Source organism: Streptomyces sp. NPDC055815, assembly GCF_053616475.1.
This window is the reverse complement of record NZ_JBSHDU010000084.1, coordinates 1-21,728: the sequence shown is the minus strand read 5'-3', so window position 1 is coordinate 21,728 and position 21,728 is coordinate 1. Positions and strand designations below refer to the sequence as shown.

The 21,728-nt window shown below is 74.6% G+C and carries 20 protein-coding genes and 1 pseudogene; 9 read left to right on the top strand and 12 right to left on the bottom strand.

From position 1 onward, the window contains the following. Positions 1-470: 470 nt before the first annotated feature. The 4 genes from ACWGN5_RS35070 to ACWGN5_RS35055 form a co-directional block, all read right to left on the bottom strand. The gene (locus ACWGN5_RS35070; RefSeq protein WP_453522451.1) at positions 471-1,655 is read right to left on the bottom strand and encodes an MFS transporter; all 1,185 of its coding nucleotides are present in this window, start codon (positions 1,653-1,655) and stop codon (positions 471-473) included. Between the two features lie 48 nt (positions 1,656-1,703). Further along, positions 1,704-3,677 carry a hypothetical protein gene (locus ACWGN5_RS35065; protein WP_453522450.1) on the bottom strand — a complete coding sequence of 658 codons (1,974 nt, stop codon included), beginning with the start codon at positions 3,675-3,677 and terminating at the stop codon, positions 1,704-1,706. After that, positions 3,674-4,057, bottom strand: a complete 384-nt coding sequence (locus ACWGN5_RS35060) for a hypothetical protein (protein ID WP_453522465.1) — start codon at positions 4,055-4,057, stop codon at positions 3,674-3,676. Before ACWGN5_RS35060 ends, ACWGN5_RS35065 begins: the two co-directional genes overlap by 4 nt. A 273-nt stretch (positions 4,058-4,330) precedes the next feature. After that, positions 4,331-5,779 carry a peptidoglycan D,D-transpeptidase FtsI family protein gene (locus tag ACWGN5_RS35055; protein WP_453522449.1) on the bottom strand — a complete coding sequence of 483 codons (1,449 nt, stop codon included), beginning with the start codon at positions 5,777-5,779 and terminating at the stop codon, positions 4,331-4,333. A 132-nt stretch (positions 5,780-5,911) separates the two neighbouring features. On the opposite strand from ACWGN5_RS35055, the gene ACWGN5_RS35050 reads away from it, so the two are divergent. Then, a complete protein-coding gene (locus ACWGN5_RS35050) occupies positions 5,912-7,000 on the top strand; it encodes a hypothetical protein (protein WP_453522448.1) in 1,089 nt (362 codons plus the stop codon). A gap of 469 nt (positions 7,001-7,469) precedes the next feature. Here the strand turns inward: ACWGN5_RS35050 and ACWGN5_RS35045 are convergent, their stop codons facing one another. Genes ACWGN5_RS35045 through ACWGN5_RS35035 form a run of 3 tightly spaced genes read right to left on the bottom strand, consistent with a single transcriptional unit; the run spans position 7,470 to position 10,350 of the window. Next, positions 7,470-8,087, bottom strand: a complete 618-nt coding sequence (locus ACWGN5_RS35045; RefSeq protein WP_453522464.1) for a response regulator transcription factor — start codon at positions 8,085-8,087, stop codon at positions 7,470-7,472. A gap of 38 nt (positions 8,088-8,125) precedes the next feature. Then, positions 8,126-9,358, bottom strand: a complete 1,233-nt coding sequence (locus tag ACWGN5_RS35040; RefSeq protein WP_453522447.1) for a sensor histidine kinase — start codon at positions 9,356-9,358, stop codon at positions 8,126-8,128. Continuing rightward, positions 9,355-10,350: a hypothetical protein gene (locus tag ACWGN5_RS35035; RefSeq protein ID WP_453522446.1), complete on the bottom strand. Its 996-nt coding sequence runs from the start codon at positions 10,348-10,350 to the stop codon at positions 9,355-9,357. The genes ACWGN5_RS35040 and ACWGN5_RS35035 overlap by 4 nt, the downstream gene beginning before the upstream one ends. Positions 10,351-10,542: 192 nt before the next feature. On the opposite strand from ACWGN5_RS35035, the gene ACWGN5_RS35030 reads away from it, so the two are divergent. Continuing rightward, complete coding sequence (locus ACWGN5_RS35030; protein ID WP_453522445.1) at positions 10,543-11,046, top strand: cupin domain-containing protein; 504 nt, start codon at positions 10,543-10,545, stop codon at positions 11,044-11,046. A 9-nt stretch (positions 11,047-11,055) separates the two neighbouring features. Here the strand turns inward: ACWGN5_RS35030 and ACWGN5_RS35025 are convergent, their stop codons facing one another. Beyond that, positions 11,056-11,826 (bottom strand): IclR family transcriptional regulator, encoded by a 771-nt coding sequence (locus ACWGN5_RS35025; protein ID WP_453522444.1) that lies wholly within the window; start codon positions 11,824-11,826, stop codon positions 11,056-11,058. 150 nt (positions 11,827-11,976) lie between these two features. Here ACWGN5_RS35025 and ACWGN5_RS35020 point away from each other — a divergent pair, with 150 nt between their 5' ends. Further along, entirely contained in the window at positions 11,977-13,470 is a 1,494-nt protein-coding gene (locus ACWGN5_RS35020; protein ID WP_453522443.1) for an aldehyde dehydrogenase (NADP(+)), read from the top strand. On the opposite strand, the gene ACWGN5_RS35015 is transcribed toward ACWGN5_RS35020, so the two are convergent. Then, the gene (locus ACWGN5_RS35015; protein ID WP_453522442.1) at positions 13,467-14,474 is read right to left on the bottom strand and encodes a zinc-dependent alcohol dehydrogenase family protein; all 1,008 of its coding nucleotides are present in this window, start codon (positions 14,472-14,474) and stop codon (positions 13,467-13,469) included. The two genes, ACWGN5_RS35020 and ACWGN5_RS35015, sit on opposite strands and share 4 nt — an antisense overlap. A gap of 90 nt (positions 14,475-14,564) precedes the next feature. On the opposite strand from ACWGN5_RS35015, the gene ACWGN5_RS35010 reads away from it, so the two are divergent. Both ACWGN5_RS35010 and ACWGN5_RS35005 read left to right on the top strand, forming a co-directional pair. Continuing rightward, a complete protein-coding gene (locus tag ACWGN5_RS35010) occupies positions 14,565-15,479 on the top strand; it encodes an AraC family transcriptional regulator (protein WP_453522441.1) in 915 nt (304 codons plus the stop codon). 128 nt (positions 15,480-15,607) lie between these two features. Then, positions 15,608-16,507 carry a 2-dehydropantoate 2-reductase gene (locus ACWGN5_RS35005; RefSeq protein WP_453522440.1) on the top strand — a complete coding sequence of 300 codons (900 nt, stop codon included), beginning with the start codon at positions 15,608-15,610 and terminating at the stop codon, positions 16,505-16,507. An 89-nt stretch (positions 16,508-16,596) separates the two neighbouring features. Here ACWGN5_RS35005 and ACWGN5_RS35000 read toward each other — a convergent pair whose 3' ends face one another. Further along, positions 16,597-16,773, bottom strand: coding sequence for a hypothetical protein (locus tag ACWGN5_RS35000; RefSeq protein WP_453522439.1), 177 nt, complete (start codon positions 16,771-16,773; stop codon positions 16,597-16,599). 503 nt (positions 16,774-17,276) lie between these two features. Next, the gene (locus tag ACWGN5_RS34995) at positions 17,277-17,594 is read right to left on the bottom strand and encodes an MFS transporter (RefSeq protein WP_453522463.1); all 318 of its coding nucleotides are present in this window, start codon (positions 17,592-17,594) and stop codon (positions 17,277-17,279) included. Between ACWGN5_RS34995 and ACWGN5_RS34990 the strand changes: the two are divergent. The 3 genes and pseudogenes from ACWGN5_RS34990 to ACWGN5_RS34980 form a co-directional block, all read left to right on the top strand. Further along, positions 17,518-17,739, top strand: a pseudogene (locus ACWGN5_RS34990) (helix-turn-helix domain-containing protein); the annotation flags it as partial. The gene ACWGN5_RS34995 and the pseudogene ACWGN5_RS34990 sit on opposite strands and share 77 nt — an antisense overlap. Positions 17,740-17,858: 119 nt before the next feature. Beyond that, positions 17,859-18,566: a DsbA family oxidoreductase gene (locus tag ACWGN5_RS34985; RefSeq protein WP_453522438.1), complete on the top strand. Its 708-nt coding sequence runs from the start codon at positions 17,859-17,861 to the stop codon at positions 18,564-18,566. Between the two features lie 140 nt (positions 18,567-18,706). Beyond that, a complete protein-coding gene (locus tag ACWGN5_RS34980; RefSeq protein ID WP_453522437.1) occupies positions 18,707-19,765 on the top strand; it encodes an aminotransferase class V-fold PLP-dependent enzyme in 1,059 nt (352 codons plus the stop codon). Between the two features lie 154 nt (positions 19,766-19,919). On the opposite strand, the gene ACWGN5_RS34975 is transcribed toward ACWGN5_RS34980, so the two are convergent. Beyond that, positions 19,920-20,447 carry a MarR family winged helix-turn-helix transcriptional regulator gene (locus ACWGN5_RS34975; RefSeq protein WP_453522436.1) on the bottom strand — a complete coding sequence of 176 codons (528 nt, stop codon included), beginning with the start codon at positions 20,445-20,447 and terminating at the stop codon, positions 19,920-19,922. Between the two features lie 113 nt (positions 20,448-20,560). Between ACWGN5_RS34975 and ACWGN5_RS34970 the strand changes: the two genes are divergently transcribed. After that, complete coding sequence (locus ACWGN5_RS34970; protein WP_453522435.1) at positions 20,561-21,631, top strand: alkene reductase; 1,071 nt, start codon at positions 20,561-20,563, stop codon at positions 21,629-21,631. Positions 21,632-21,728: the final 97 nt, after the last annotated feature.

The window sequence follows — 21,728 nt, the reverse complement described above, 5'->3', positions numbered from 1 at the left end:
CCGCCGCGGGGCGCCTGCCTTCCATGCTCCCCGCCCCCCGCCCACACCGCACCGCGAGCCCCCGCCGTGTGCCTGCGTTCCGCCGGGGCGGCGCCCACCCCGTTGTGGGCAGGCGTTCCGCCGGGGCGGCGCCCACCCGCCCGGACGGTGCCCCGCCTCGTTGTGGGCAGGCGTTCCGCAAGGGGCGGAACGGGTGGGCACAACGGACGGCGCCCTTGCCGGCGCCCGAGGCTACTGAGCCTGAACCCGCACCCCTGGTGACGGCGCAGTCGTGGTGCGGGCCAAGGCGCGGAACGCGGAGGCGCCGCGGAAGGGCGCCGTCCCGTGTGCCCACCCGTCCCGCCCTGCGGGACGATTGCCCACACGGCAGCGGGCGCGGGCCCCACACGGCGGCGGGCGCGGGCCCCACACGGCAGCGGGCGCGGGCCCCACACGGGGGGTGGCCCGGGGCGCCGCCCGGACGGGCGCGGTCAGGCCTCCTCCCGCACCAGCCGGCCCCCGCGCCGCACCCCCGCCCCCAGCGCCACCGCCCACGTCACCCCCGCCACCGCCAGCAGCGGCAGCAGTACGCGCGCGTCGGTGACCGCGATCAGGCCCGCCCCCAGCGCGATGGACAGCGCGTTCGGCGCCATGACCAGCGTGTTCGCGGTGGCCGCGACCCGGCCGACCGCCTCCGCCGGGGCCTCCCGCTGGACCGCCGTCATCGCCGCGACCAGGACCCACGGCATCCCCAGCCCGATCACCGCGCTCGCCGCGAGGGCCGTCGCCTCGTACGGCAGTGCTCCCCGTACCCCCATGGCGAGGGCGAACAGCGCGAGGCCGACCGCGGCCAGGGCCCGCTCGGGGATCCGGCGGAGCAGCGGGCCGGTGACGAGGCCCGCGAGGACCGAGCCCACGCCCTGCACCGCGTACAGCACTCCCGCGTACGCGGGCGCGTGCCCGAGTCCCCGGTCCACCACGGCGTAGATCGCCGCCCCGTTCACCCCGGCCAGCAGCATCGTGAACGCCCCCGTCGCCACCAGTGGCCGCAGCACCTTCGACGCCCGGAGCAGCCGCACGCCCTCGGCGGTCTCCCGCCACCAGTTCCGGGCCTCCGGCCGCTCGGGCCGCGCCTCCCGGACCGGCATGAGGGCGAACACGACCGCGGCGACCGCGAAGCTCGCCGCGTCGAGGAGGGCGACGGGCCCGCCCCCGTACGCGGCGAAGAGGCCCGCCGCGACCAGCGGGGCGATCAGCTTCATCGACTCGTTCGCCGTCATCCGCAGCCCGTTGAACGTGCCCCGCCGCCCCTCGTCGACCACGGAGGCCACCAGGGCCTGCTCCGCCGCGTCATGGACGGAGCCCTGCGCCCCGTACAGGACGAGGACCGCGAAGAGCAGCCACACCCGGTCCGCCGACTCCACCCACAGCAGGACGGGCAGCAGGACCGCCATCGCCAGGTTCAGGACGACGAGCAGCGGCCTGCGCCGCACCCGGTCGGCGAGCGTGCCGAGCAGCGGCCCGAGGAGCACGGGCGCCCAGAGGGCGAAGGAGGCCAGGGCCGCCAGACTGTCGGAGCCGGTGAGGGACTTGACCCAGATTCCGGAGACCAGCCACATCGCCGTCGTACCGAATCCGGACACGACGACACCTGTCAGATACAAAGACCAACGCATGGCCGAAGGCTGTCGTCTGAGGCGGGCCGGCCGGATCGGGCAGTTGCCCTAGATCGTTTCCCCCGAGACGGCGCGCAGTGCCCTATGCGCCGCCGCGCACAGCGCGTCGTCGTCCGGTACGGACCGCCAGCCGCCGTGCCTCACCGGCCGCTCGTCCGCGTCCAGGAAGGCACGGAGCACGGGTACGGCGGGGGCGGCCGCCGGGCCGATGTCCCCCAGCAGCCGGACCGTCTCCGTGACGGCGGGCGTGACGCCTCCGCCGGTGTACGGCTCGATCGCCGCCACAAGGGCGGGCACCACCTCGTCGGCCCGCCCGGTGATCCGCCACAGCGCCTCGCCGACCCGCAGCGGCACCCATCCCGTGGCCTCGGCGCGCAGCAGCAGCTCCCGCAGCCGGTCCGCGTACGGCGCGCCCGCCGGGCCCAGTTCGCCGAGCACGATCGCCGCGTGGTCCTCCCCGTACGGCTCGTCGAGCCGCGGCAGATACAGCGGGAGCGCGGGCCCCCGGTCGCCGGTGAGCCTGCCGTACGCACGGGCCAGGGCCCGCGGCGCGAAGGGTTGCCCTTCGGGCGGGGAGTCGATCAGGGCCCGCAGCCGGTCCCGGTCCACGGCCGCCGACGCCTCCGGGCCGATCTCGGCGAGAGCCTCGGCCGCCCACACGGCCGCGTCGGTCTTCAGGAGGGCGCACAGCTCGGGGATCGCGGGCGCGGCGGCCGGACCCCAGGACGTCAGGGACTGGCACAGCGCCCGCGCCGCGTCGACCGACCGGGCGCGCCGCAGCCGCGCCCGCAGCGGCGGAAGGAGTACGCGCGCGTGGGCACCGAGCGGGCCGAGGGTCTCGCTGAGGCTCGGATCGTGCGTCCACCAGCCGTCGGAGTGCATCGAGAAGTACGCGAAGCCCAGCCGCTTCCCGGCGAGACGGCGGGCCAGCGGGGCGGCGCAGCGCGGGTCGCCGGTCCGGGACAGCGCCCACAGGGCGTGGTCCTGCGCGGGCAGGTACGGCTCGCCCGCGTCGTCGGTCATGGCGGCCAACCGGTCCGCCCACGGCAGGGCGGCGGTCCCGCACATGCCGAGGACCCCGGCGGCGAAGAGCCGGTTGTCGGGCTCGGGGTCGGCGAGCAGTTCCGCCACGGCGGGCAGCAGCGGCGGGACGGCCGAGCGCCTGCGGCTCAGCTCCCCGGCCGCCGCCTCCAGGGCCTGCCGCCGGGTCGGCGCGGCGGGGTTCCCGAGGAGCCGGATGAGATGACCGATGCGTTCCGCCGGGGTCCCGCCGAGCAGCGTCACCGCCTCGGCGACCCGGTACCCGCCGAGGTCGCCGCCCTCGAGTACTTCGCCCACCACGCGCGCGTGGTTCCCCTCGTGACCGGCGGCACCCAGCGCGGCCACGGCCCGCAGCCGCTCCCCGGGGGCCGCGTCCAGGGCCGTCAGGGCGAGGAGCCGGGCGAGCGTCGCCTCCCGCTCCCGGTCCGCGTGGCCGGCCAGCACGCCGGCCGCGTCCACGAGCGCGCCGAGCACCTCCGGCACGGTCTCCAGGGCGTGCCGCGCCCACAGGGCGGCGAGGGCCTGGTCGGCCCGTCCGTGGGCCTCTTCGAGGGCACTCACGGTCGCCGTCCGCACCTCGGGCTCGGGGTCGTGGAGCAGCGGCAGCAGGTGGGGGGCGGCCGCGTCCCAGGCCTCGGCCCAGCCGGGCGCGATCCAGCGGGGCTCGACCCGGTTGCCCTCGGCGGCGACGCAGGCGACCAGATCGACGAGGTCGACCCGTACGGTCGCCGCGACGGCCGGGTCCGTGGCGGCGCGGACGAGGAACGGGAGGGCGGCCACGGCGGCCGACTCGACGCAGCCGCCCTGGTGGTGCACGTTCATGAAGAGCGTGTCGGCCGCGTCCGCGGCCTCGTCCGGCCGGTACAGCGCGCGGAGCAGCCGCGGGACGTCCGCCGCGGGTCCGTACGCGTGCTGCCGGGACGCCCAGTCGATGTCCTGGAGCCCTGCGAGCGGGTCGGGCCCGGTCAGGGGGTCGTTCATGCCGGCACCGCCGCCCGCTTCTCGTACCGCAGCGCGAGCCCCGTCACCAGCGCGCCGAGCCCCTCCCAGAGGCCCACGCCGATGAAGCCGGCCGGGGCACGGCCGGTGACGACCGCGAGGGTGAAGACGGTGCAGGTCAGCAGCCGGAACGGGACCGTCCAGCGGAAGAAGGGCTTCCAGTCGGCGAGGGCGGCCAGGACGTAGTAGACGCCCATGTTGAGCGCCGCCATCGACGAGGCCGTCAGGAAGACCAGGGTGTGGTCCCCGTCCGCCCGCGCGCCCTCGGGCACCGGCTCGAAGCCCATGACGGTGAGCAGGGCGTCCGGGGCGACCAGGCCCACCACGCCCAGGGCGGCGGCGAGCACGCCGAAGACCGCCATGGTCCAGCCGGACAGGGAACGGGGCAGACGCACGACGGTCCTCCGTGGGACGGATACAGGCGGGGCACGCCCCACGACGCGAACGCGGGACGGACCCAGGGGCACGCCCCACGAAGCGAACGTGGGACGGACCCAGGGGCACGCCCCACGACGCGAACGCGGGACGGATACAGGCGAGGACACACCCCGCGATTCGAATGTGCACGCGGATCACGGGGTGTGCCCTGCATATCGTGTGACGGGGTCCGACGGCCAATCGACCCCCGCCCCCCGTCACTTCAGCGCCGCCTCCATCATCTTCTGCGCCACCGGGGCCGCCAGGCCGTTGCCGCTGACCTCGGAGCGGGCCGCGCCCGAGTCCTCGATCATCACCGCGACGGCGACCTGCTTCCCGGTCGAGGCGTCCTTGGCGTAGGAGGTGAACCAGGCGTACGGCGTCTTGCTGTTGTTCTCGCCGTGCTGCGCGGTGCCCGTCTTGCCGCCGACCTCGGCGCCGGCCACGGCCGCGTTGGTGCCGGTGCCCTTCTCCACCACGGTCACCATCGCGCTGCGCAGCTGCTCGGCCGTCGACGAGGAGATGATCCGCTCGGTGTCCCCGTCCTTGTACGAGTTCAGCGCGTCGCCGTCGGAGTCGACGACCTGCGAGACCATGTGCGGGGCGGCGAGCAGACCGTCGTTGGCGATCGCCGCCGACACCATCGCCATCTGCAGCGGGGTGGCCGTCACGTCGAACTGGCCGATGCCGGTCAGGGCCGTCTGCGCCTTGTCCATGCCGGAGGGGTACACGCTCGCGTAGGCGCGGACCGGGACGTCCAGCTCGGCGTCGTTGAAGCCGAACTTCTCCGCCATCGCCTTCACCTTGTCCTGCCCCAGGTCCGCGGCCATCTTGGCGAAGACGTTGTTGCAGGAGTACTGGAGCGCGGTGCGGATCGTGGCGTTCTCGCAGGGCGCGGAGGCGTTCTCGTTCCTCAGCACGGTCCGGGTGCCCGGCAGGGTGTACGGGTCGGGGCTCTTCGTCGCCGTGTCCACGGAGCCGTACAGACCGTCCTCCAGGGCGGCGGCCGCGACGACCAGCTTGAAGGTGGAGCCGGGCGGGAGCGGCTGCCGCAGCGCGCGGTTCACCAGCGGCTTGTCCCCATCGGTGGTCAGCTCCTTCCAGGCCGCGCCGTCGTTCGTCCCGGCGATCCTCGACGGGTCGTAGGACGGGGTGGAGACCATGGCGAGGATCCGGCCGGTCGCCGGGTCGATCGCGACGGCCGCGCCCTTCTTGCTCCCGAGCGCCCGGTAGGCGGCCTTCTGCACGTCCGGGTCGATCGTGGTGACGACCGCGCCCGGCTCCTGCTGCTTGCGGGTGAGGGCGTCCAGGGGGTTCTTCAGCCGGTCGTCGGTGCCGTCGAGGACAGGGGAGTAGATGCCCTCCAGCTGGGTCGCGCCGTACGCCTGCGAGCTGTAGCCGGTGACCGCCGCGTACAGCTCGCCGTCCGTGTAGGTGCGCTTGTACGCGAGATCCGAGCCCTCCGTCCTCTTCGAGCCGGTGACCGGGGAGCCGGCCACGACGATGTTCCCGAGCGGCTGCGCGTACTGCGCGATGGTCTTCCGCCGGTTCTTCGAGTCGTCCGCGAGCGCCTTGCCTTCGTACGCCTGCACCCAGGTGGCCCGCCCGAGCAGGGCGAGCACCAGGATCAGGACGAAGACCGACGTGTTCCTGATCGTCTTGTTCATCGCACTTCTGGGGACGAGCGGGCCAGTACCGGACGTTCCGGATGTGGCCGGTTTCTCAGCGAACCTTCATGTCGGAGGCCTGTGCGACGATCATGCGCAGGGGCCGGAGAGGCACGTGGGGGAGGAGTCGGCGTGAGTAAGGGTGGGGACAAGGACGGTTCGTCCGTGCCGGACGAGGTGTGGGAGGAGTTCCTCCGGACCTCCGTCGAGGGCGCGGCCGACGCGCCGAAGGAGCCGTCCGCACGGGCCCGTGAGATCGCGGGCCGGCTGCGGGCCGGGCCCGCGGAGCCGACGCCGTGGCGCGCGCACCCGACCGCCGGGCGCCCCCGGCGGAGGAAGGGCTGGTACGTGGCGGGGCTCGTGGCCTCCCTCGTGCTGCTCGTCGTGGCCGTCGACCCGGGCGGCTTCGTCGGCTGGTCCGGCGACGGCGACACCTCCGGGAAGCCCCTCGCGCAGGAGTCGGAGCGGCCGGACCAGGCCCCTCCCGCCGAGCCGGGCGGACGGCCCACCCTCGACGAACCCTTCCGGGGCTCCCCGGCGGCCCGGTGGGCGAACGGCACGGCCGGCATCACCGTGCCCCCCGCCGAGGCGACCGGCTGGATGTCGAAGGCCGAGGTGGAACGGGCGCTCGCACGGACCCGCGACTTCCTCGCCGCCTCCAACCTGGACCCTTCGGTGCTGCGCGGCACACGGCCGCAGAAGGCCATCGCCCTGATGAACCCGCACCAGAAGGACGTCACCACCTTCGTGACGACCTCGCTGCGGACCCCGGGCAAGGACCACGACCCGCTGCTGCTCTTCAGCCGCTTCGACCCGGCGCAGGCGCGCCCGGCCGGGGACGTGGTGAAGACCCGCGGCCGGCTGAGCTTCCGGGAGGGGAGACTCGGGGCCCTGGAGGTGACCGCCGACGTCACGTACGTGTACCCGGTCGCGCCGGCCGGCGGCGGCGACGAGGTCGTGCGCGTGATCGTGCGGCGGGAGACGGTGGTGAGCTGGGACGATCCGTCGAAGGTGATCACCGAGAAGGGGATGTTCAGTCTGCTGTCGTACAAGACGGACATGACGAACGGCGGGTGCGGGAACGTGACGGGTTACTTCCGGCCGGAGTTCGGCGGGGGAGGTCCGGCGGCCGGCCTGGACGGCGACACGATCGACCCGTACGACCGCACGTCCCCGATCACGGCCACCCGCAGCACCTGCGCAACGGCCACGCGCTCCTGACCGCCCCCGCGCTGGGCCCGTGCGAGGCCCGCGCCCTGCTGGGCGGTGCCGCGGGCTTCGCCTCCGCCCCGCGTGCGCCCGCGCCCTGCTGGGCGGTACCCCGCCGCCGTGTGACGCCGCGCCGTGCTGGGCGGCGCCCCGGCCCACCGCCGTGTGGGCAATCGTCCCGCTGGGGCGGGACGGGTGGGCACACGGGACGGCGCCCTCCCGCGGCGCCTCCGCGTTCCGAGCCTGGACCCGCACCACCTTGCGCGGCGCACATCCGGTGCGGGTCCAGGCGCGGGAGCCTAGGCCCGGCAAGGGGCGCCGTTCCGTTGTGCCCACCCGTTCCGCCCCAGCGGAACGATTGCCCACAACGGCGGGGCGCCGGCCCACAACGGGCGGATGCGCGCCCACAACGGCGGGGCGCAGGCCCACAACGGGCGGAAGCGCGCCCACAACGGCGGAAGCGCGTCCACAACGGGGCCCCTCAGGTCGTGCCCGCGAAGCCTGATTCGTACGCCAGGATCACCGCCTGCGTCCGATCCCGCGCCCCCAGTTTCGACAGGACCGACGCCACGTGCGTCTTGACCGTGGCCGGGCCGACGCCCATCCGGGCGGCGATCTCGGCGTTGGTGAGGCCCGTCGTCACCAGGCGGAGGACCTCCGCCTCCCGTTCGGTGAGCCGTGCCACCCACGGCGGCGCCGCCGGCGGCCGGCGGCGGGCGTGCTCGGCGGCCAGGCCCCGTACCGCCGCCGGGTAGAGCAGGGAGTCGCTCCGCGCGACCAGCCGTACCGCGCTGACGAGCTCGTCGGCCGCCGCCCGCTTCAGCAGGAAGCCGGCCGCGCCGACGCGCAGCGCGTCGTACACGTACGAGTCGTTCTCGAAGGTCGTGACGACCACGATCCGCGGCGGCTCCGCCATCCCGGCGAGGATCTGCTCGGTGGCCCGGATGCCGTCGATCTCCGGCATCCGCACGTCCATGAGGACGACGTCCGGCCGTTCCGCCCGCACCACGGACACCGCCTCGGCGCCGGTGGACGCCTCGCCGACGACCTCGAGGCCGGGCTCCGCGTCCAGGATGACCCGCAGGGCCGTCCTGACCATCCGTTCGTCGTCGGCGAGGACGATCCTGACGGGGGCGGTCACCGGGGGATCCTGACCGCGAGGCGCCACACCGCACCGGCCGGGCCGGCGGAGGCGGTGCCGCCGAGCAGCCGGGCCCGCTCGGCGATCCCGCGCAGGCCGCGCCCGCCGTCGGGCCGGGTGACCGGGGGCCGGTCGGGCAGGGGGTTCTCCATGGTGATCTCCAACTCCTCGGTACGGGCGTCGAGCCGTACGGTGACGGGCGCGCCGCCCGCGTGCCGGGCCGCGTTCGTCAGGCCCTCCTGGACGATCCGGTAGGCCTCCCGGGACAGGGCCTCCGGTACGGGGCCCAGGGCGCCGTCCACGGTCAGCTCCACCCGCGGCCCCGCGCCCCGCACCAGGGCCTCCAGGGCGTCGAGCCCCGGGCCCACGCCCTCCTCGACCTCCTCGCCGCGGCGCAACAGGCCGAGGACCCAGTCCAGTTCGCCGACGGTGCGCCGGGTGGTCTCCTCGATGGCGGTGAGCGCCTCCCGTACGAACTCCAGGTCGGCCCGGTCGCCGTCGAGGACGCGGCGGGCGGCGCCCGCCTGGAGGGTGACCGCGCTCAGGGCGTGGCCGACGGAGTCGTGCAGTTCGCGGGCGAGCCGGTTGCGGGACTCGGCCTCGGCGGCCCGGCGTTCGGCCGCCGCGAGCCGGTCCGCCGGGCTGGGCCCGAGCAGCCGGGGCGCCTGCCGGGCGAGCAGCGCCCCGGTCGCGGCGGCGACGGCGGCGAGCCCGAGCAGCATCAGGAGGCCCTCCGGCACCGCCGCCCAGATCCAGGCCCGGTCGAGCCCCCAGTACCGGCCGAGTTCGGACTCGCGGAGCCCCGGCGAGAACGGCAGGGCCATGACGGCGACCGCGAACGGCGGCAGGGCCAGCGTCGCCCCGCTGATCAGCGCCCCGGCGCCCAGGTGCAGGGTGAACCAGCCGGCCGTCCGGGCCCGGGCCGCCCGGCCGCGCGCCGGACCGTCCGCGAACCGCTCGGCCGCCACCCCGCACAGCGCCCGCGCCACCGCCACCGACATGGGCCGGGCCAGCGGGAAGAGGGCGACGACCGCGGCGAGCGGCAGCCCCACCGCGTACGCCCCGAACTGCACCCCGAGGCCGCCGGTGAAGAGGCCGCCGTCGTCGAGCAGCGGCCCCATGACCAGGGTGCCGACCATCCAGAAGGGCATGAACAGCGCGCCGCCCAGGATCAGGTGGAGCCACCGCAGCCTGGCCCGCTGCCCGAACAGGGCCGTCACCGGTCTCACGCCTCGGCGCTCCGCCGTCGGAGGAACAGGGCCACGGACGCGGCGAGAAGGAACCCGGTGATCATGTCGCCAGCGTAGGACAGCTGTACGAGGCCGGGGACGTGCTTCGACGGATCCGGATCGGGCAGCAGCGCGACGAGCGACAGGTAGGCGCCCCAGCAGCCCACCGCTCCCGAGGCCGTCCAGGCCAGGGCGAGCGTGGTGCGGACCCGGAGCCGGGCGGGCCGGCGCAGGACCAGGAAGAGGGTGAAGGCGACGGCGACGGCGAGGAAGACGAACCGGTCGGCCTCCAGGACGTAGTCGTCGGAGTCGCGTTCGGCGATCAGCCGGGCGGACAGGCCCGTGGTCGAGCCTGCCGCCCACAGCAGGTGCAGCGTGGCGGGCACGAGGGCGACGACCGCGCCGGCGACGGCGAGGGCCCTCGCCCCGGGCCCGGCGGTGCGGGCGGAGAGCTCGCCGAGCCGGCCCTGCCACAGCGGGCTCCAGCGGTCCCGGGCGTACAGGAAGAAGAGGGTGCCGAGGGTGAGGCCCTGGAGGATGAACCCGCCGTAGACGATCCCGAAGACCCACTCGTCCAGGAAGGGTTCGGCGGGTGCGGCGGCCTTCTCGTCGCCGGTGACGAGGGCGACCGCGAGCTGTGTCGGGTAGCCGGCCATGATCGGGGTGAGCAGTCCGGTCGCGGCCCACATGGGGAGGGCGAGCAGCCAGGCGGGGAAGCGGCGGCCCCAGGCTTGGGTGAGGAGCAGGGCGAGGACGACGACGAGGACGTCGGCGACGACGGAGATCGCGTTGGCGATCATCATCATCCGCGGGTGCTCCAGGAGCACGCTCCCGGCCGGGATGCCGAGCTTGCCGCCCGCCACCCAGACGATCTTGAGGGCGATGTACGGGAGGCAGGCGAGGATCGCGGTGGCGCGCAGCGCCCGGCGGGCGGCGCTCGGGCGGTGGCCGGCGGCGGGCGCCGGGGCGGGGAGGTGCGCGGTGTCTGTCATGGCTCCACGCTCCCGCGCGGGCCCCGGCCGGCACCTCCTGCCGAGCGGTGAACCGCCTCCGCCGCACGGGGGAGGGACCCTCCTCCCGGCCGCGGCCGGACGCTCGGCCCGGCCCTTCTCCGTACCCCGGATTGACCCGTGTTTTCGGTGATCGATTGACCCTGAGGACGAGGTCAATGACTCGGTAGAGTAATGATCATGAACGAGATCGAGACCTTCGCCCCGCTCCTCACCCGCGCCGCCACCGCCGAGACGACCGCCGACCCGAGCAGCGTGATGACCCTCCTCGCCGACTCCGACGCCACCGGCGGGCAGCTCACCAGCTACCGCTCCTCGTTCGCGAAGGGCGCGGTCGGCGCCCCGGCGCACTTCCACACCAGGGCCTCGGAGATGTTCTTCGTCCTCGGCGGCTCGCTCCAGGTCCTGGTCGGCGAGGAGCTGACCGTCCTGGACCAGGGCGACTTCCTCCTCGTCCCGCCGCACACCCCGCACGCCTTCGCGGCGGCGCCCGGCGCCGAGGCCGACGTCCTCTTCGTCTTCACGCCCGGCATGGCCCGCTTCGACTACCTGCGCCTCCTCGGCCGCGTCATGCGGGGCGAGGCGAGCTTCGAGGAGATCAAGGCCTCCTCGGAGCAGTACGACAACCACTACGTCGACAGCCCGGTGTGGCAGAAGGCCCTCGCCGACCGGGCCTGACCGCGCGCCTCAGAGGCGGCGGGTCGCCAGGGTCAGCCGGTCCCGCGCGTCGAACAGCGCGTCCTTGATCATCTGCTCGTGGGCCGGGGTGAGCCGCGCCACCGGCACCGAGCAGCTGATCGCGTCCCGCGCCGGGGTCCGGTAGGGGATCGCGACGCCGAAGCAGCGCAGCCCCAGGGTGTTCTCCTCGCGGTCCACCGAGTAGCCCTGCTCGCGGATGACGCGCAGCTCCTCGATGAGCCTCTCGCGGTCGGTGATCGTGTGCTCGGTCAGCGCCGGCAGCGTCTCCGGGAGCAGCTTGCGCACCTGCTCGTCGCTGTGGGTGGCGAGCAGCGCCTTGCCGAGCGAGGTCGAGTGCGCGGGCAGCCGGCGCCCGACCCGGGTGAACGGCCGCAGATAGTGCTGGGACTGACGGGTCGCCAGATAGACGACGTTGGTGCCGTCGAGCCGCGCCAGGTGGATCGTCTCGGTGGTGTCGTCGGAGAGCCGGTCCAGGGTGGGCCGGGAGGCGGCCACCACCTCGTCGCCGTCGATGTACGAGGTGCCGACGAGCAGGGCCCGCACCCCGATCCCGTACCGCGTGCCCGTCGCGTCCGTCTCCACCCAGCCCAGCTCGACGAGGGTGCGCAGCAGCATGTACAGGCTGGACTTGGGGTAGCCGACGGCCTCCTGGACGGCGGCGAGCGAGTGCATCCCGGGGCGTCCCGCGAAGTACTCGAGCAGCTCCACGGTCCGTACCGCGGACTTCACCTGCGCCCCACCCGCGTCGGCAGTCGCCATGGCCCTCGCCCCTTTTCCGTTGTCCGGCCGCCCACCGGCCACCCCGGCCGAACGGGGCCCTTGTGGAGACGGCCGGGCCGTCAATAGAGTCCCGCACAGATGCGTTCATCTACGGGAACTGTGTTCAGAATAGCGAACAGGGGCGTGGCGGTGGCGGCAGAACCAGTGTGGAGTGTGGACCCCCGGACGGGGAAGCCGCGTGAGCAGGTTGCGGTGGAGGCCACAGTCGAGGAGGTCGACCGGGCCGTCCGGTCCGCGCACGCAGCCCGTGAGGCGCTGGCCGACCGGGTGGCGCGGGCCGCCTTCCTCCGTACCGCCGCCGACCTCCTCGACGCCTCCGGCGAGCACGTCGTCGAGGCGGCCGACGCCGAGACGGCCCTCGGGCCCGTCCGTCTCACCGGCGAACTCGCCCGCACCACCGCCCAGTTGCGGGCCTTCGCGGACGTCGTCGAGGACGGTTGGTTCCTCGACGTCCGGATCGACCTCCCGGATCCCTCGGCCACCCCGCCGCGGCCCGACATGCGCCGCTGGAAGATCCCGCTCGGCGTCGTCGCCGTCTACGCCGCCAGCAACTTCCCGCTCGCCTTCTCCGTCCCCGGCGGCGACACCGCGAGCGCCCTGGCGGCCGGCTGCCCCGTGGTGATCAAGGCCCACCCGGACCACCCGGCCACCTCCGAGCTCTGCGCCTCCCTGCTGCGCCGGGCCGCCGCCAAGGCGGGGCTCCCCGAGGACGTCGTCGTCCTCGTCCACGGCTTCGACGCCGGCGTGGAACTCGTCCGCCACCCGCTCGTCGCCGCGGCCGGCTTCACCGGCTCCATCCGCGGCGGCCGGGCCCTCTTCGACGCGGCCGTCACCCGGCCCGTCCCCATCCCCTTCCACGGCGAACTCGGCTCCCTCAACCCGGTCGTGGTCACCGAGGCCGCCGCCGCGGAGCGCGCCGAGGAGATCGGCGCGGGCCTCGCCGGCTCCATGACCCTCGGCGTCGGCCAGTTCTGCACCAAGCCCGGCTTCGTCCTCGCCCCCCGCGGAGCGGACGGCGACCGCTTCCTCGACGCCCTCACCGCGGCCGTCAGCGAGACCGAACCGGCCGTCATGCTCGACCACCGGATGCGGGACGCCTTCGTCGCCGGGGTCGCCGAGCGCGCCGCGCTCGCCGGGGTCGACACCCCGGTGACGCCCGGCGCGGGAGGCGCCCACACCGTCAGCGCGGGCGTCCTCGCCGTCGACGCCGCCGCGCTCGCCGACGGCGGCCACCACCTCCTCCTGGAGGAGTGCTTCGGACCGGTCACCGTCGTCGCCCGCTACTCCACCCGCGAGGAGGTGACCGCCGCCCTCAGCCTGCTGCCCGGCAACCTCACGGCCACCCTGCACATCGCCGAGGAGGACGAGGCCGCCGCGCCGCTGCTCGCCGAACTCACGCCCCTCGCCGGCCGCGTCCTCGTCAACGGCTGGCCCACCGGCGTCGCCGTCGCACCCGCCCAGCATCACGGCGGCCCCTACCCGGCCACCACCTCCACCTCCACCTCGGTCGGCGCGACCGCGATCGAGCGCTGGCTGCGCCCGGTCACCTACCAGTCGACGCCCGACCACCTCCTCCCGCCGGAACTCCGCGACGGCAACCCGCTGGGAGTGCCGAGGCGCTAGGAACCGACGCGCACGACGATCTTCCCGAAGTGCGTGTTCGACTCCATCAGCCGATGGGCGTCGGTGATCCGCTCCAGACCCTCGAAGGTCTCCGCGATCACCGGCGCCAGGGAGCCGTCCCGCAGCCCCGAGCCGATGAACCCCGCCGCGCGCCGGCGGCCCTCCTCGGTCCTGGCCAGGGCCCCGTTCGCGTACGTGTGCGTGGCCAGCGGCCAGTTCCGGGAGAGCTCGACCGGGCGCGGGTCCAGCCAGCCGTACAGGACGGCGGTGCCGCCGGTCCGCAGCGCGTCCCCGAGGCGGGCGAAGCCGGGCCCGCCGATCGCGTCGAACGCCAGGTCCGCGCCCCTGCCGCCGGTGATCCGCCGCACCTCGTCGACCAGGTCCTCGGTGTCGGTGGCGATCACGTGCGCGGCCCCCAGGTCGAGGAGCCGCTTCCGCTTGTCCTCGCCGCGGGTCGTGGCGATCGGTACGGCTCCGATCCGCAGCGCCGTCTGGATCGCGGCCGTCCCCACCCCGCTCGACGCGCCCGTGATCACCACGTGGTCGCCGGGGCGCAGCCCGCCGGTCAGGACCATCCCGCCGTACGCGGTGAAGTAGCCCAGCCACACCGCCGCCGCCGTCACCGCGTCCACCCCCGCCGGCCGGGCCACCACGTACTCCTCGGGGAGCACCACCCGCTCCGCGTACACGCCGTACGTCCCGAACTCGAAGTTGGCCGCCGCCATCACCGGATCGCCCGGGGCGTACGCGGTGACCCCCGCGCCGACCGCCTCGACCACGCCCGCCGCCTCGTAACCGAGCCGCGAACCCGGCAGCGTCGCCGGGTAGTAGTAGGTGCCGGCGCGGAACAGCGCCTCGGCGCGGTTGAGTCCGATCGCCTCGACCCGGATCAGCACCTCACCGGGACCCGGCTCCGGCAGCGGCACCTCCTCGACCTTCAGCACCTCGGGCCCGCCGAGCTCGTGGAACAGAACTGCCTTCGTCGTCATGCCTGTTGTCGTCATGCCCCCGACGTTAGGAGCCAGGAGGAAGACGATCCATGTCCCCTCGACTCCCCGTCATGTCCGATCGTCTCGCGCGCTACCGTTCAGGTCATGGACGTACTGAGCGATGCCATCGCCGCCATGCGCACCGGGCGCCCCCACTCCTCACGCACCGTCCGCTTCGCCCCCTGGGGCTTCCGCTTCCCCGCGAGCAAGGGCGCCGGATTCCACGTCGTCCTCCAGGGCACCGCCTGGCTGCTGCCCCCGGACGACGGCGCCCCCGTCCGGCTCGGCCCCGGCGACGTCGTCCTCCTCGCCCACGGCACAGGACACGGCCTCGCCGACCGGCCCGACACCCCGCTCGTCGACGCCCTGCCCGCCCCCGACGGCTCCTGGCCCACCCGGCCCGACCGGGGGCCCGTCGGCGCCGAGGAGACCCTGCTGCTCTGCGGCGCCTACCAGCTCAGCCGGGCCCGCGCCCACCCCCTGCTCACCGACCTGCCCCCGTACGTCCACCTCCCCGCACGGGTCGGCTCCCACCCCCGGCTGCGGGCCGCCGTCGACCTGCTCGGCGCCGAACTCGCCGAACCCCAGCCGGGATCCGACGCGATCGTCCCCGCCCTCCTCGACACCCTGCTCCTGTACCTGCTGCGCACCTGGTGGCTCACCGAACGCGCCGACCGCTCCACCGGCTGGTCGGCCGCGCTCAGCGACCCGGCCGTCGCCGGCGCCCTGCGCGCCCTGCACGGCGACCCCGCCAGGGCGTGGACGGTCGAGGAGCTCGGCGCGCTCGGGGGCCTCTCCCGCGCGGCCTTCGCCCGCCGCTTCACCGCCCTCGTCGGACGGCCGCCCCTCGCGTACCTCACCTGGTGGCGGATGACCACGGCGGGCCGCCTCCTCCGCTCCGACGACCTGCCCCTCCGCGCGGTCGCCGAACGCTCCGGCTACTCCTCGGAGTTCGCCTTCGCCAAGGCCTTCAAGCGGGAGTACGGGGTGGCACCCGGCCAGTACCGCAAGGGGGCCTGAAGCGGTCTCGGTGATATGGGCTGCGGTTCGGATACGAGGTGGGCGGGGGCTGCTCGCGGTGCGCACCTCTCCAGCTCTCCCCCTGCGCGGCAGCGTTCTTCGAGTCGATCTCGGTACAAGTAGGCTCGGTGGACGTGACACAGGTTGCGGTAGTGGGTGTGGGGGCGGTGGGCGGCGTCGTGGCCGCGGAGCTGATGGCGACCGGGCGGGCGGAGGTGACCGCTTGCGTGCGTTCGCCGTTGGGCGGCTTGCGCATCGCACGGCCCGACGGATCGGCTCTGGAGGCGTCTGTTCCTGAGGTTACCGACCCCTCCGAGGTGTCGACAGTGGAGTGGGTGGTGCTGGCGACCAAGGCTCATCAGACGGCCGCAGCGGGACCGTGGCTCAGCCGACTGTGCGGTGCGGGTACCCGGGTCGTGGTGCTGCAGAACGGCGTGGAGCACCGTGAGCGCGTCGCGCCGCTGGTCGGCGCCGCCCGCGTCCTTCCGGCCGTGGTGGAGATCTCGGCCGAGTCGCAACGCCGCGGCCGGATCCGGCTGTTCGACCGGCCACGGCTCACCGTGCCCGAGGGCGATGACGGCGCCGAGTTCGCGGCCCTGTGTCAGGACAGCGGTATCGAGGTCACGCCAACCGACGACTTCGTCACCGCTGCCTGGACGAAACTGTGCCTGAACACGGCGAACGGCGCCGTCACTGCGCTGACGATGCAACGGATGCCGGTCTTCGCCCATCCGCGCATCGCCCAGTTGGGACGGGCGCTGGTGGAGGAGGCGCGGCAGGTTGCCACCGCGTCAGGCGCGCGCCTTCCCGATGACCTGGCCGACCAAGTCATGGCCCGGTTGCGAGCGATGCCGCCCGAGTCCGGCAGCAGCATGCTGTGGGACCGCCTGGCAGGCCGTGAGCTGGAATACGACGCTCGCAACGGCGCGGTGGTGCGCGCGGGCGCCCGCCTCGGCATCCCCACCCCGTACAACGACACCGTCACCGCGCTGCTGGAAGCCGTGAGCGCACCGGGGAACGCTTCGTAGCGTCCCTCAGGGGCGGACCTGGACCGCTGCGGCGTCGTGCGACTGGCCGGCCACGGAGAAAGATCAGCAGCCGACTTCACCAAAGCCGCTCAGGCCGTCTTGCGGTCACGGCGCGGCAGCCGCAGCGACAGCACGGTCGTCAGGGCCGGCAGGCCGGCGCTGATCAGCAGGCTCGTGCGCAGGGCCGTCGCCATGTCCCGGGCCGCGAGGGAGCCGAAGACCGCGATCGCCAGCGCGCCCGCCGTCTGCCGGATCGCGTTCAGCACGCCGCCCCGCCGCCGTGCCCGCCCGCTCCGCAGGGACGGCCTCCATCATCGCCGCGATCAGCGGCGGCAGGGAGGAACCGGCGCCCAGCGCGAGCGGCACGAGGAGCAGGGCCTGTGCCACCCGCGAGGAGTCCGCGTCCACCGTGAGCAGGCCGAGGAGCCCGGCCACGGCCACCGTCTGGCCCACCACGATGGGCAGCCGCGCCCCGTACCGCGCGGCCACCCTCGCCGACAGGACGTTCACCGAGCCGGCCGCCACCGCCGCGCGGTGCCCCCGCCGTGTGGGCAGGCGTCCCGCAGGGCGGGACGGGTGGGCACACGGGACGGCGCCCGCGGCGACGCCTCCGCCCCCTGCCCCGACCCGCACCCGAGGGGCGTCGCGCATCCGGTGCGGGTTCAGACGCGGGAGCCTCGGCCCGGCAAGGGGCGCCGTCCGTTGTGCCCACCCGTTCCGCCCTGCGGAACGAATGCCCACAACGAGGCCCAGGACTGTACCCGCACCGTCAGCACCGGTGCCGATTCCAGGAGCTGGGTCGCAGAGCTCGCCCCGCCCCGCCCGCGACCGGGCCGAGCGCCACCGCGACCGTGCCGCCCGCCGCCCACAGCGACACCGCACGGGCCCGCCGCGCCGGATCGCCGTACGCCTCCCGTACGAGGGCGAGCGAGGCCGGCAGCATCACGGCCGCCGCCACGCCCTGCACCGTACGGGCGGCCAGGAGCCCCGGGAGGCCGGGGGCCAGACCTGCGGAGACCGGCGTCAGCCCGCTCCAGTGGCTGCTCCACCAGCGCGTCGAGCGGGCGAAGGAACTCCTGGAGACCACCTCCCTCCCGATGGACCGGCCGGCCCGGGCGAGCGGCCTCGGCACGGCGGACTCCCTCCGCCGGCACCCGCTGCGCCGCACGGGCCTCACCCCGAGCGCCTACCGGGCCTCCTTCAACCGTCTGACGGGCGCCGGTACGGGCTGACACCCGGTGCTCCGGATCACACCGGGGCCCGAAACGGAATGAACCGGGCCGACGGGAGCGTTCCCCCCGGCGTACACACCCCCGTACACCCCACCGGCAACCCCTCGGAGAGAAGTCACATGCGCGTCGAGATCTGGAGCGACATCGCCTGCCCCTGGTGCTACATCGGCAAGGCCCGCTTCGAGAAGGGGCTCGCGGCCTTCGCCCACCGCGACGACGTCGAGGTCGTGCACCGCTCCTTCGAGCTCGACCCGCACCGCGCCAAGGGCGACACCGGCCCCGTCCTGGAGATGCTGGCGAAGAAGTACGGCCGCACCCTCGACGAGGCCCGCGCCATGGAGGCGCACGTCGCGTCCAACGCGCACTCCGAGGGCCTCGCCTACCTCACGGACGGCCGCGACCACGGCAACACCTTCGACATCCACCGGCTGCTGCACCTCGCCAAGGAGCGCGGCCGCCAGAGCGAGCTCCTGGACCTGGCCTACCGGGCCAACTTCGCCGAGGAGCGTTCCGTCTTCGACGCCGAGACCCTGGTGGCGCTCGGTGTGGAGGCCGGTCTCGACGAGGCCGAGGTCCGTACCGTCCTCGCCGACGAGACCGCCTACGCCGAGGCCGTACGGGAGGACGAGCGCGAGGCCGCCGAACTCGGCGCCAACGGCGTGCCGTTCTTCGTCCTCGACCGCCGCTACGGCGTCTCCGGCGGCCAGCCCGCCGAGGTCTTCACCCAGGCCCTGGAGCAGGCCTGGCAGGGCCGCGTCCTCCAGCCCGTCGGCACCGACGCGGAGGTCTGCGGCCCGGACGGCGCGTGCGAGGTCCCGCAGGCCTGACGGCCTGTACGGCGGGCCGGACCTCCGTGCCGCCTGCCCGCGCCGTACAGCCTCTGACCTGCGCGGATAAGCGCGGCTTGGGGTTTCCCCGCGGTCGAATCTCCATTGACGGGCGATCGCGGGGAATCCAGGGTGGGGGCATGGATTCCCTTGACCAGCCGCTCGGCGGCGCCGAGTTCGCGCCCAAGAAGACCTACCTCAACACCTCCGCCTGCGGCCTGCTGCCCCGCCGGACCATCGAGGCGATCACCCTGCTCGCCGAGGAGACCGCCGACGGCCGCCCCGACGGCGCCGGCAGCTTCGCCATCGTGGACGAGGCCCGCGCCGCCTTCGGCCGGATCGCCGGCGTCGCCCCCGAGCGCGTCGCCGTGGGCAGTTCGGTCGCGGTCCACTGCGGGATGATCGCCCAGTCGCTGCCCGCCGGGTCCGAAGTCCTGTTCCCCGAGGGTGAGTTCTCCTCCGTCATCACCCCCTTCACGATCCGCGGCGACCTCAAGACCCGCTTCGCGCCCCTGGAGCGGCTCGCCGAGTCCGTCCGCCCCGAGACCGCGCTCGTCGCCTTCTCCGCCGTGCAGTCGGCGGACGGCCGCACGGCGGACTTCGCGGCGATACGGGAGGCGGCCGCCGCCCACGGCGCGCGCACCCTCCTGGACGCCACCCAGTCGGCGGGCTGGCTGCCGCTGCACGCGGGGGAGTGGGACTACACCGTCGCCGGCGGCTACAAGTACCTCCTCTGTCCGCGCGGGGCGTCCTTCCTCACCGTCACCGAGGAGGCGCAGGGCTCGCTCCTCGCGATCCACGCCAACTGGGTCACGGGCGAGGAGCTGTGGGTGAACAGCTACGGCCCGGTCCGCGAACTGGCCCGCTCCGCCCGCCGGTTCGACGAGCCCGTGGCCTTCCTCTCGTACCACGGGGCGGCCCGCTCGCTCGCCCTCCTGGAGGAGATCGGCATCGAGCGGATCGAGGCCCACGACAAGGGGCTCGCGGCCCGCTTCCGCTCCGGGCTCCTCGCCCTCGGGCACGCGCCGGTCATGGACGACTCGACAGTCGTCGCCGTCCCCGGCCTCGGGGACCGGGCGGACGCCCTGCGCGCGGCGGACGTCCTGCTCTCGGCGCGCGCGGGCAATCTGCGGGCGTCCTTCCACCTGTACAACACGGCGGCGGACGTGGACCGCGTCCTGGAGATCCTGGCGGGCTGACCGCCACGAGAACCCGGTCCGGGGCGGGCGTCCAGCGACACGGCGCCCCGCCCGGACCCGCGGGCGTCCAGCGACACGGCGCCCCGCCCGGACCCGCGGGCGTCCAGCGAGACGGCGCCCCGCCCGGCACGGCGCCCGCGGGGCCGGGGGGCCGTCAGCAGGCGGCGCCCGCTCCCGTCGGGCAGGTGCCGCCCTCCTCGCCCGCCTCCTTCGCCAGGTTCTCGCCCACGAGGCCGAGCAGCCGGGCGAGCTCCGCCCGGTCGGCGGGGGCGAGCCCGGCCAGGGTGCTCTCCTCCAGGTCCGCCCACGCGCCCTCGACCCCGGCGCGCAGGGCGAGGCCCTGCTCCGTCGCCTCGACCAGGACCGCGCGCCGGTCGGCCGGGTCCGGGCTGCGGCGGACGTAGCCGCACTGCTCCATGCGCTGGAGCATCTTCGTCACCGTGGAGGGGTCGAGGCCGAGCGACTGGATCAGCTCCGACTGGCGGGCCGCCCCGCAGTCCCACAGGCGCATCATCATCAGCTCCTGGCCCGGGTAGAGGCCGAGGTCCCGCAGCCGCCGGCCCATGGCGATCCGGTGGAGCCGCGCGACCCACGCCAGGGTGTGGCTGACGGTCCCGGTGCAGGCGCCGGAGGGCTGCGGTCCGGGGGACGGGGCGGTACAGACGGGGTCGGTTCCTGACATGCGGGCTCCTCGGGACGGCTCTGCCACAAGATTACCTTGGTCGGCCAATGAATGGGTTACAGTGGCATCGGCCCAATTAGTTGGCCGACCACATATTCCTGTGAGGGACAGCCGTGACCACTGCATTCGACCCGATCGACCTCGCCGGTACCCGCCTCGCCAACCGCATCGCGATGGCCCCCATGACCCGCAGCCGGGCCAACGGCCAGGACGGCACCCCGCCGGCCATCGTCGCCGAGTACTACGCCCAGCGCGCCTCCGCCGGCCTGATCATCAGCGAAGGCGTGCAGCCCGTCCCCGAGGGCCAGGGCTACCCCAACACCCCCGGACTCCACAGCCGCGAGCAGATCGCCGCCTGGCGCGAGGTCACCACCGCCGTCCACGAGCGCGGCGGCCGGATCTTCGCCCAGCTCATGCACTCCGGCCGGATCGGCCACCCCGACCTCCTCGACGGCGACCTCCACCCCGTGGGCCCCTCGCCGATCGCCGCCGCCGGCCAGGTCTACACCCACGAGGGCCCCAAGGACTACGTCGCCCCGCGCGAGCTCACCGGCGACCAGGTCCACGAGGCGATCGCCGGCTTCGCCTCCGCCGCCCGCAACGCCGTCGAGGCCGGCTTCGACGGCGTCGAGATCCACGGCGCCAACGGCTACCTGATCCAGCAGTTCCTCGCCTCCGGCTCCAACCACCGCACCGACGAGTGGGGCGGCCCGGTCGAGAACCGCATCCGGTTCGCCGTCGAGGTCGTCAAGGCCGTCGCCGCCGAGATCGGCCCCGAGCGCACCGGCCTGCGCATCTCCCCGGCCAACACCCTCAACGACATCAGCGAGACCGACACCGACGAGCTCTACACCCAGCTCCTCACCGCGATCGAGCCCGTCGGCATCGCGTACCTCCACGTCCTGGAGACCGGCCCCGAGCGACGCCCGCTCGTCCTGGACCTGCGCAAGCGCTTCGCGGGCACCTTCATCCTCAACCCGGCCACCGGCGCCGACCCGACCGGCGCCGAGTCCCTGGCCCTGATCGAGGACGGCACCACCGACCTCGTCGCGTACGGCAGGCTGTTCATCTCCAACCCCGACCTGCCCGCCCGTCTGAAGACCGACGGCCCCTACGCCACCCCGAACCCCGCCACCATGTACGCCGGCGGCCCCGAGGGCTACATCGACTACCCCGCGCTGTAGGGCGCGGACACGCGGAAGGGGCGGGGGGGGCCGGACCCCCCCCCCAACCCCGAACCCCCCCCACCCACCCCCCCGGGCCCCCCCCCGCGCCCCCCCC

Excerpts from the sequence above, each read along its gene's own strand:
- ACWGN5_RS35070 (WP_453522451.1), bottom strand. The coding sequence starts at position 1,655 with ATGCGTTGGTCTTTGTATCTGACAGGTGTCGTCGTGTCCGGATTCGGT.
- ACWGN5_RS35065 (WP_453522450.1), bottom strand. The coding sequence starts at position 3,677 with ATGAACGACCCCCTGACCGGGCCCGACCCGCTCGCAGGGCTCCAGGAC.
- ACWGN5_RS35060 (WP_453522465.1), bottom strand. The coding sequence starts at position 4,057 with ATGGCGGTCTTCGGCGTGCTCGCCGCCGCCCTGGGCGTGGTGGGCCTG.
- ACWGN5_RS35055 (WP_453522449.1), bottom strand. The coding sequence starts at position 5,779 with ATGAACAAGACGATCAGGAACACGTCGGTCTTCGTCCTGATCCTGGTG.
- ACWGN5_RS35045 (WP_453522464.1), bottom strand. The coding sequence starts at position 8,087 with ATGGTCAGGACGGCCCTGCGGGTCATCCTGGACGCGGAGCCCGGCCTC.
- ACWGN5_RS35035 (WP_453522446.1), bottom strand. The coding sequence starts at position 10,350 with ATGACAGACACCGCGCACCTCCCCGCCCCGGCGCCCGCCGCCGGCCAC.
- ACWGN5_RS35030 (WP_453522445.1), top strand. The coding sequence starts at position 10,543 with ATGATCATGAACGAGATCGAGACCTTCGCCCCGCTCCTCACCCGCGCC.
- ACWGN5_RS35025 (WP_453522444.1), bottom strand. The coding sequence starts at position 11,826 with ATGGCGACTGCCGACGCGGGTGGGGCGCAGGTGAAGTCCGCGGTACGG.
- ACWGN5_RS35015 (WP_453522442.1), bottom strand. The coding sequence starts at position 14,474 with ATGACGACAACAGGCATGACGACGAAGGCAGTTCTGTTCCACGAGCTC.
- ACWGN5_RS35010 (WP_453522441.1), top strand. The coding sequence starts at position 14,565 with ATGGACGTACTGAGCGATGCCATCGCCGCCATGCGCACCGGGCGCCCC.
- ACWGN5_RS34985 (WP_453522438.1), top strand. The coding sequence starts at position 17,859 with ATGCGCGTCGAGATCTGGAGCGACATCGCCTGCCCCTGGTGCTACATC.
- ACWGN5_RS34980 (WP_453522437.1), top strand. The coding sequence starts at position 18,707 with ATGGATTCCCTTGACCAGCCGCTCGGCGGCGCCGAGTTCGCGCCCAAG.
- ACWGN5_RS34975 (WP_453522436.1), bottom strand. The coding sequence starts at position 20,447 with ATGTCAGGAACCGACCCCGTCTGTACCGCCCCGTCCCCCGGACCGCAG.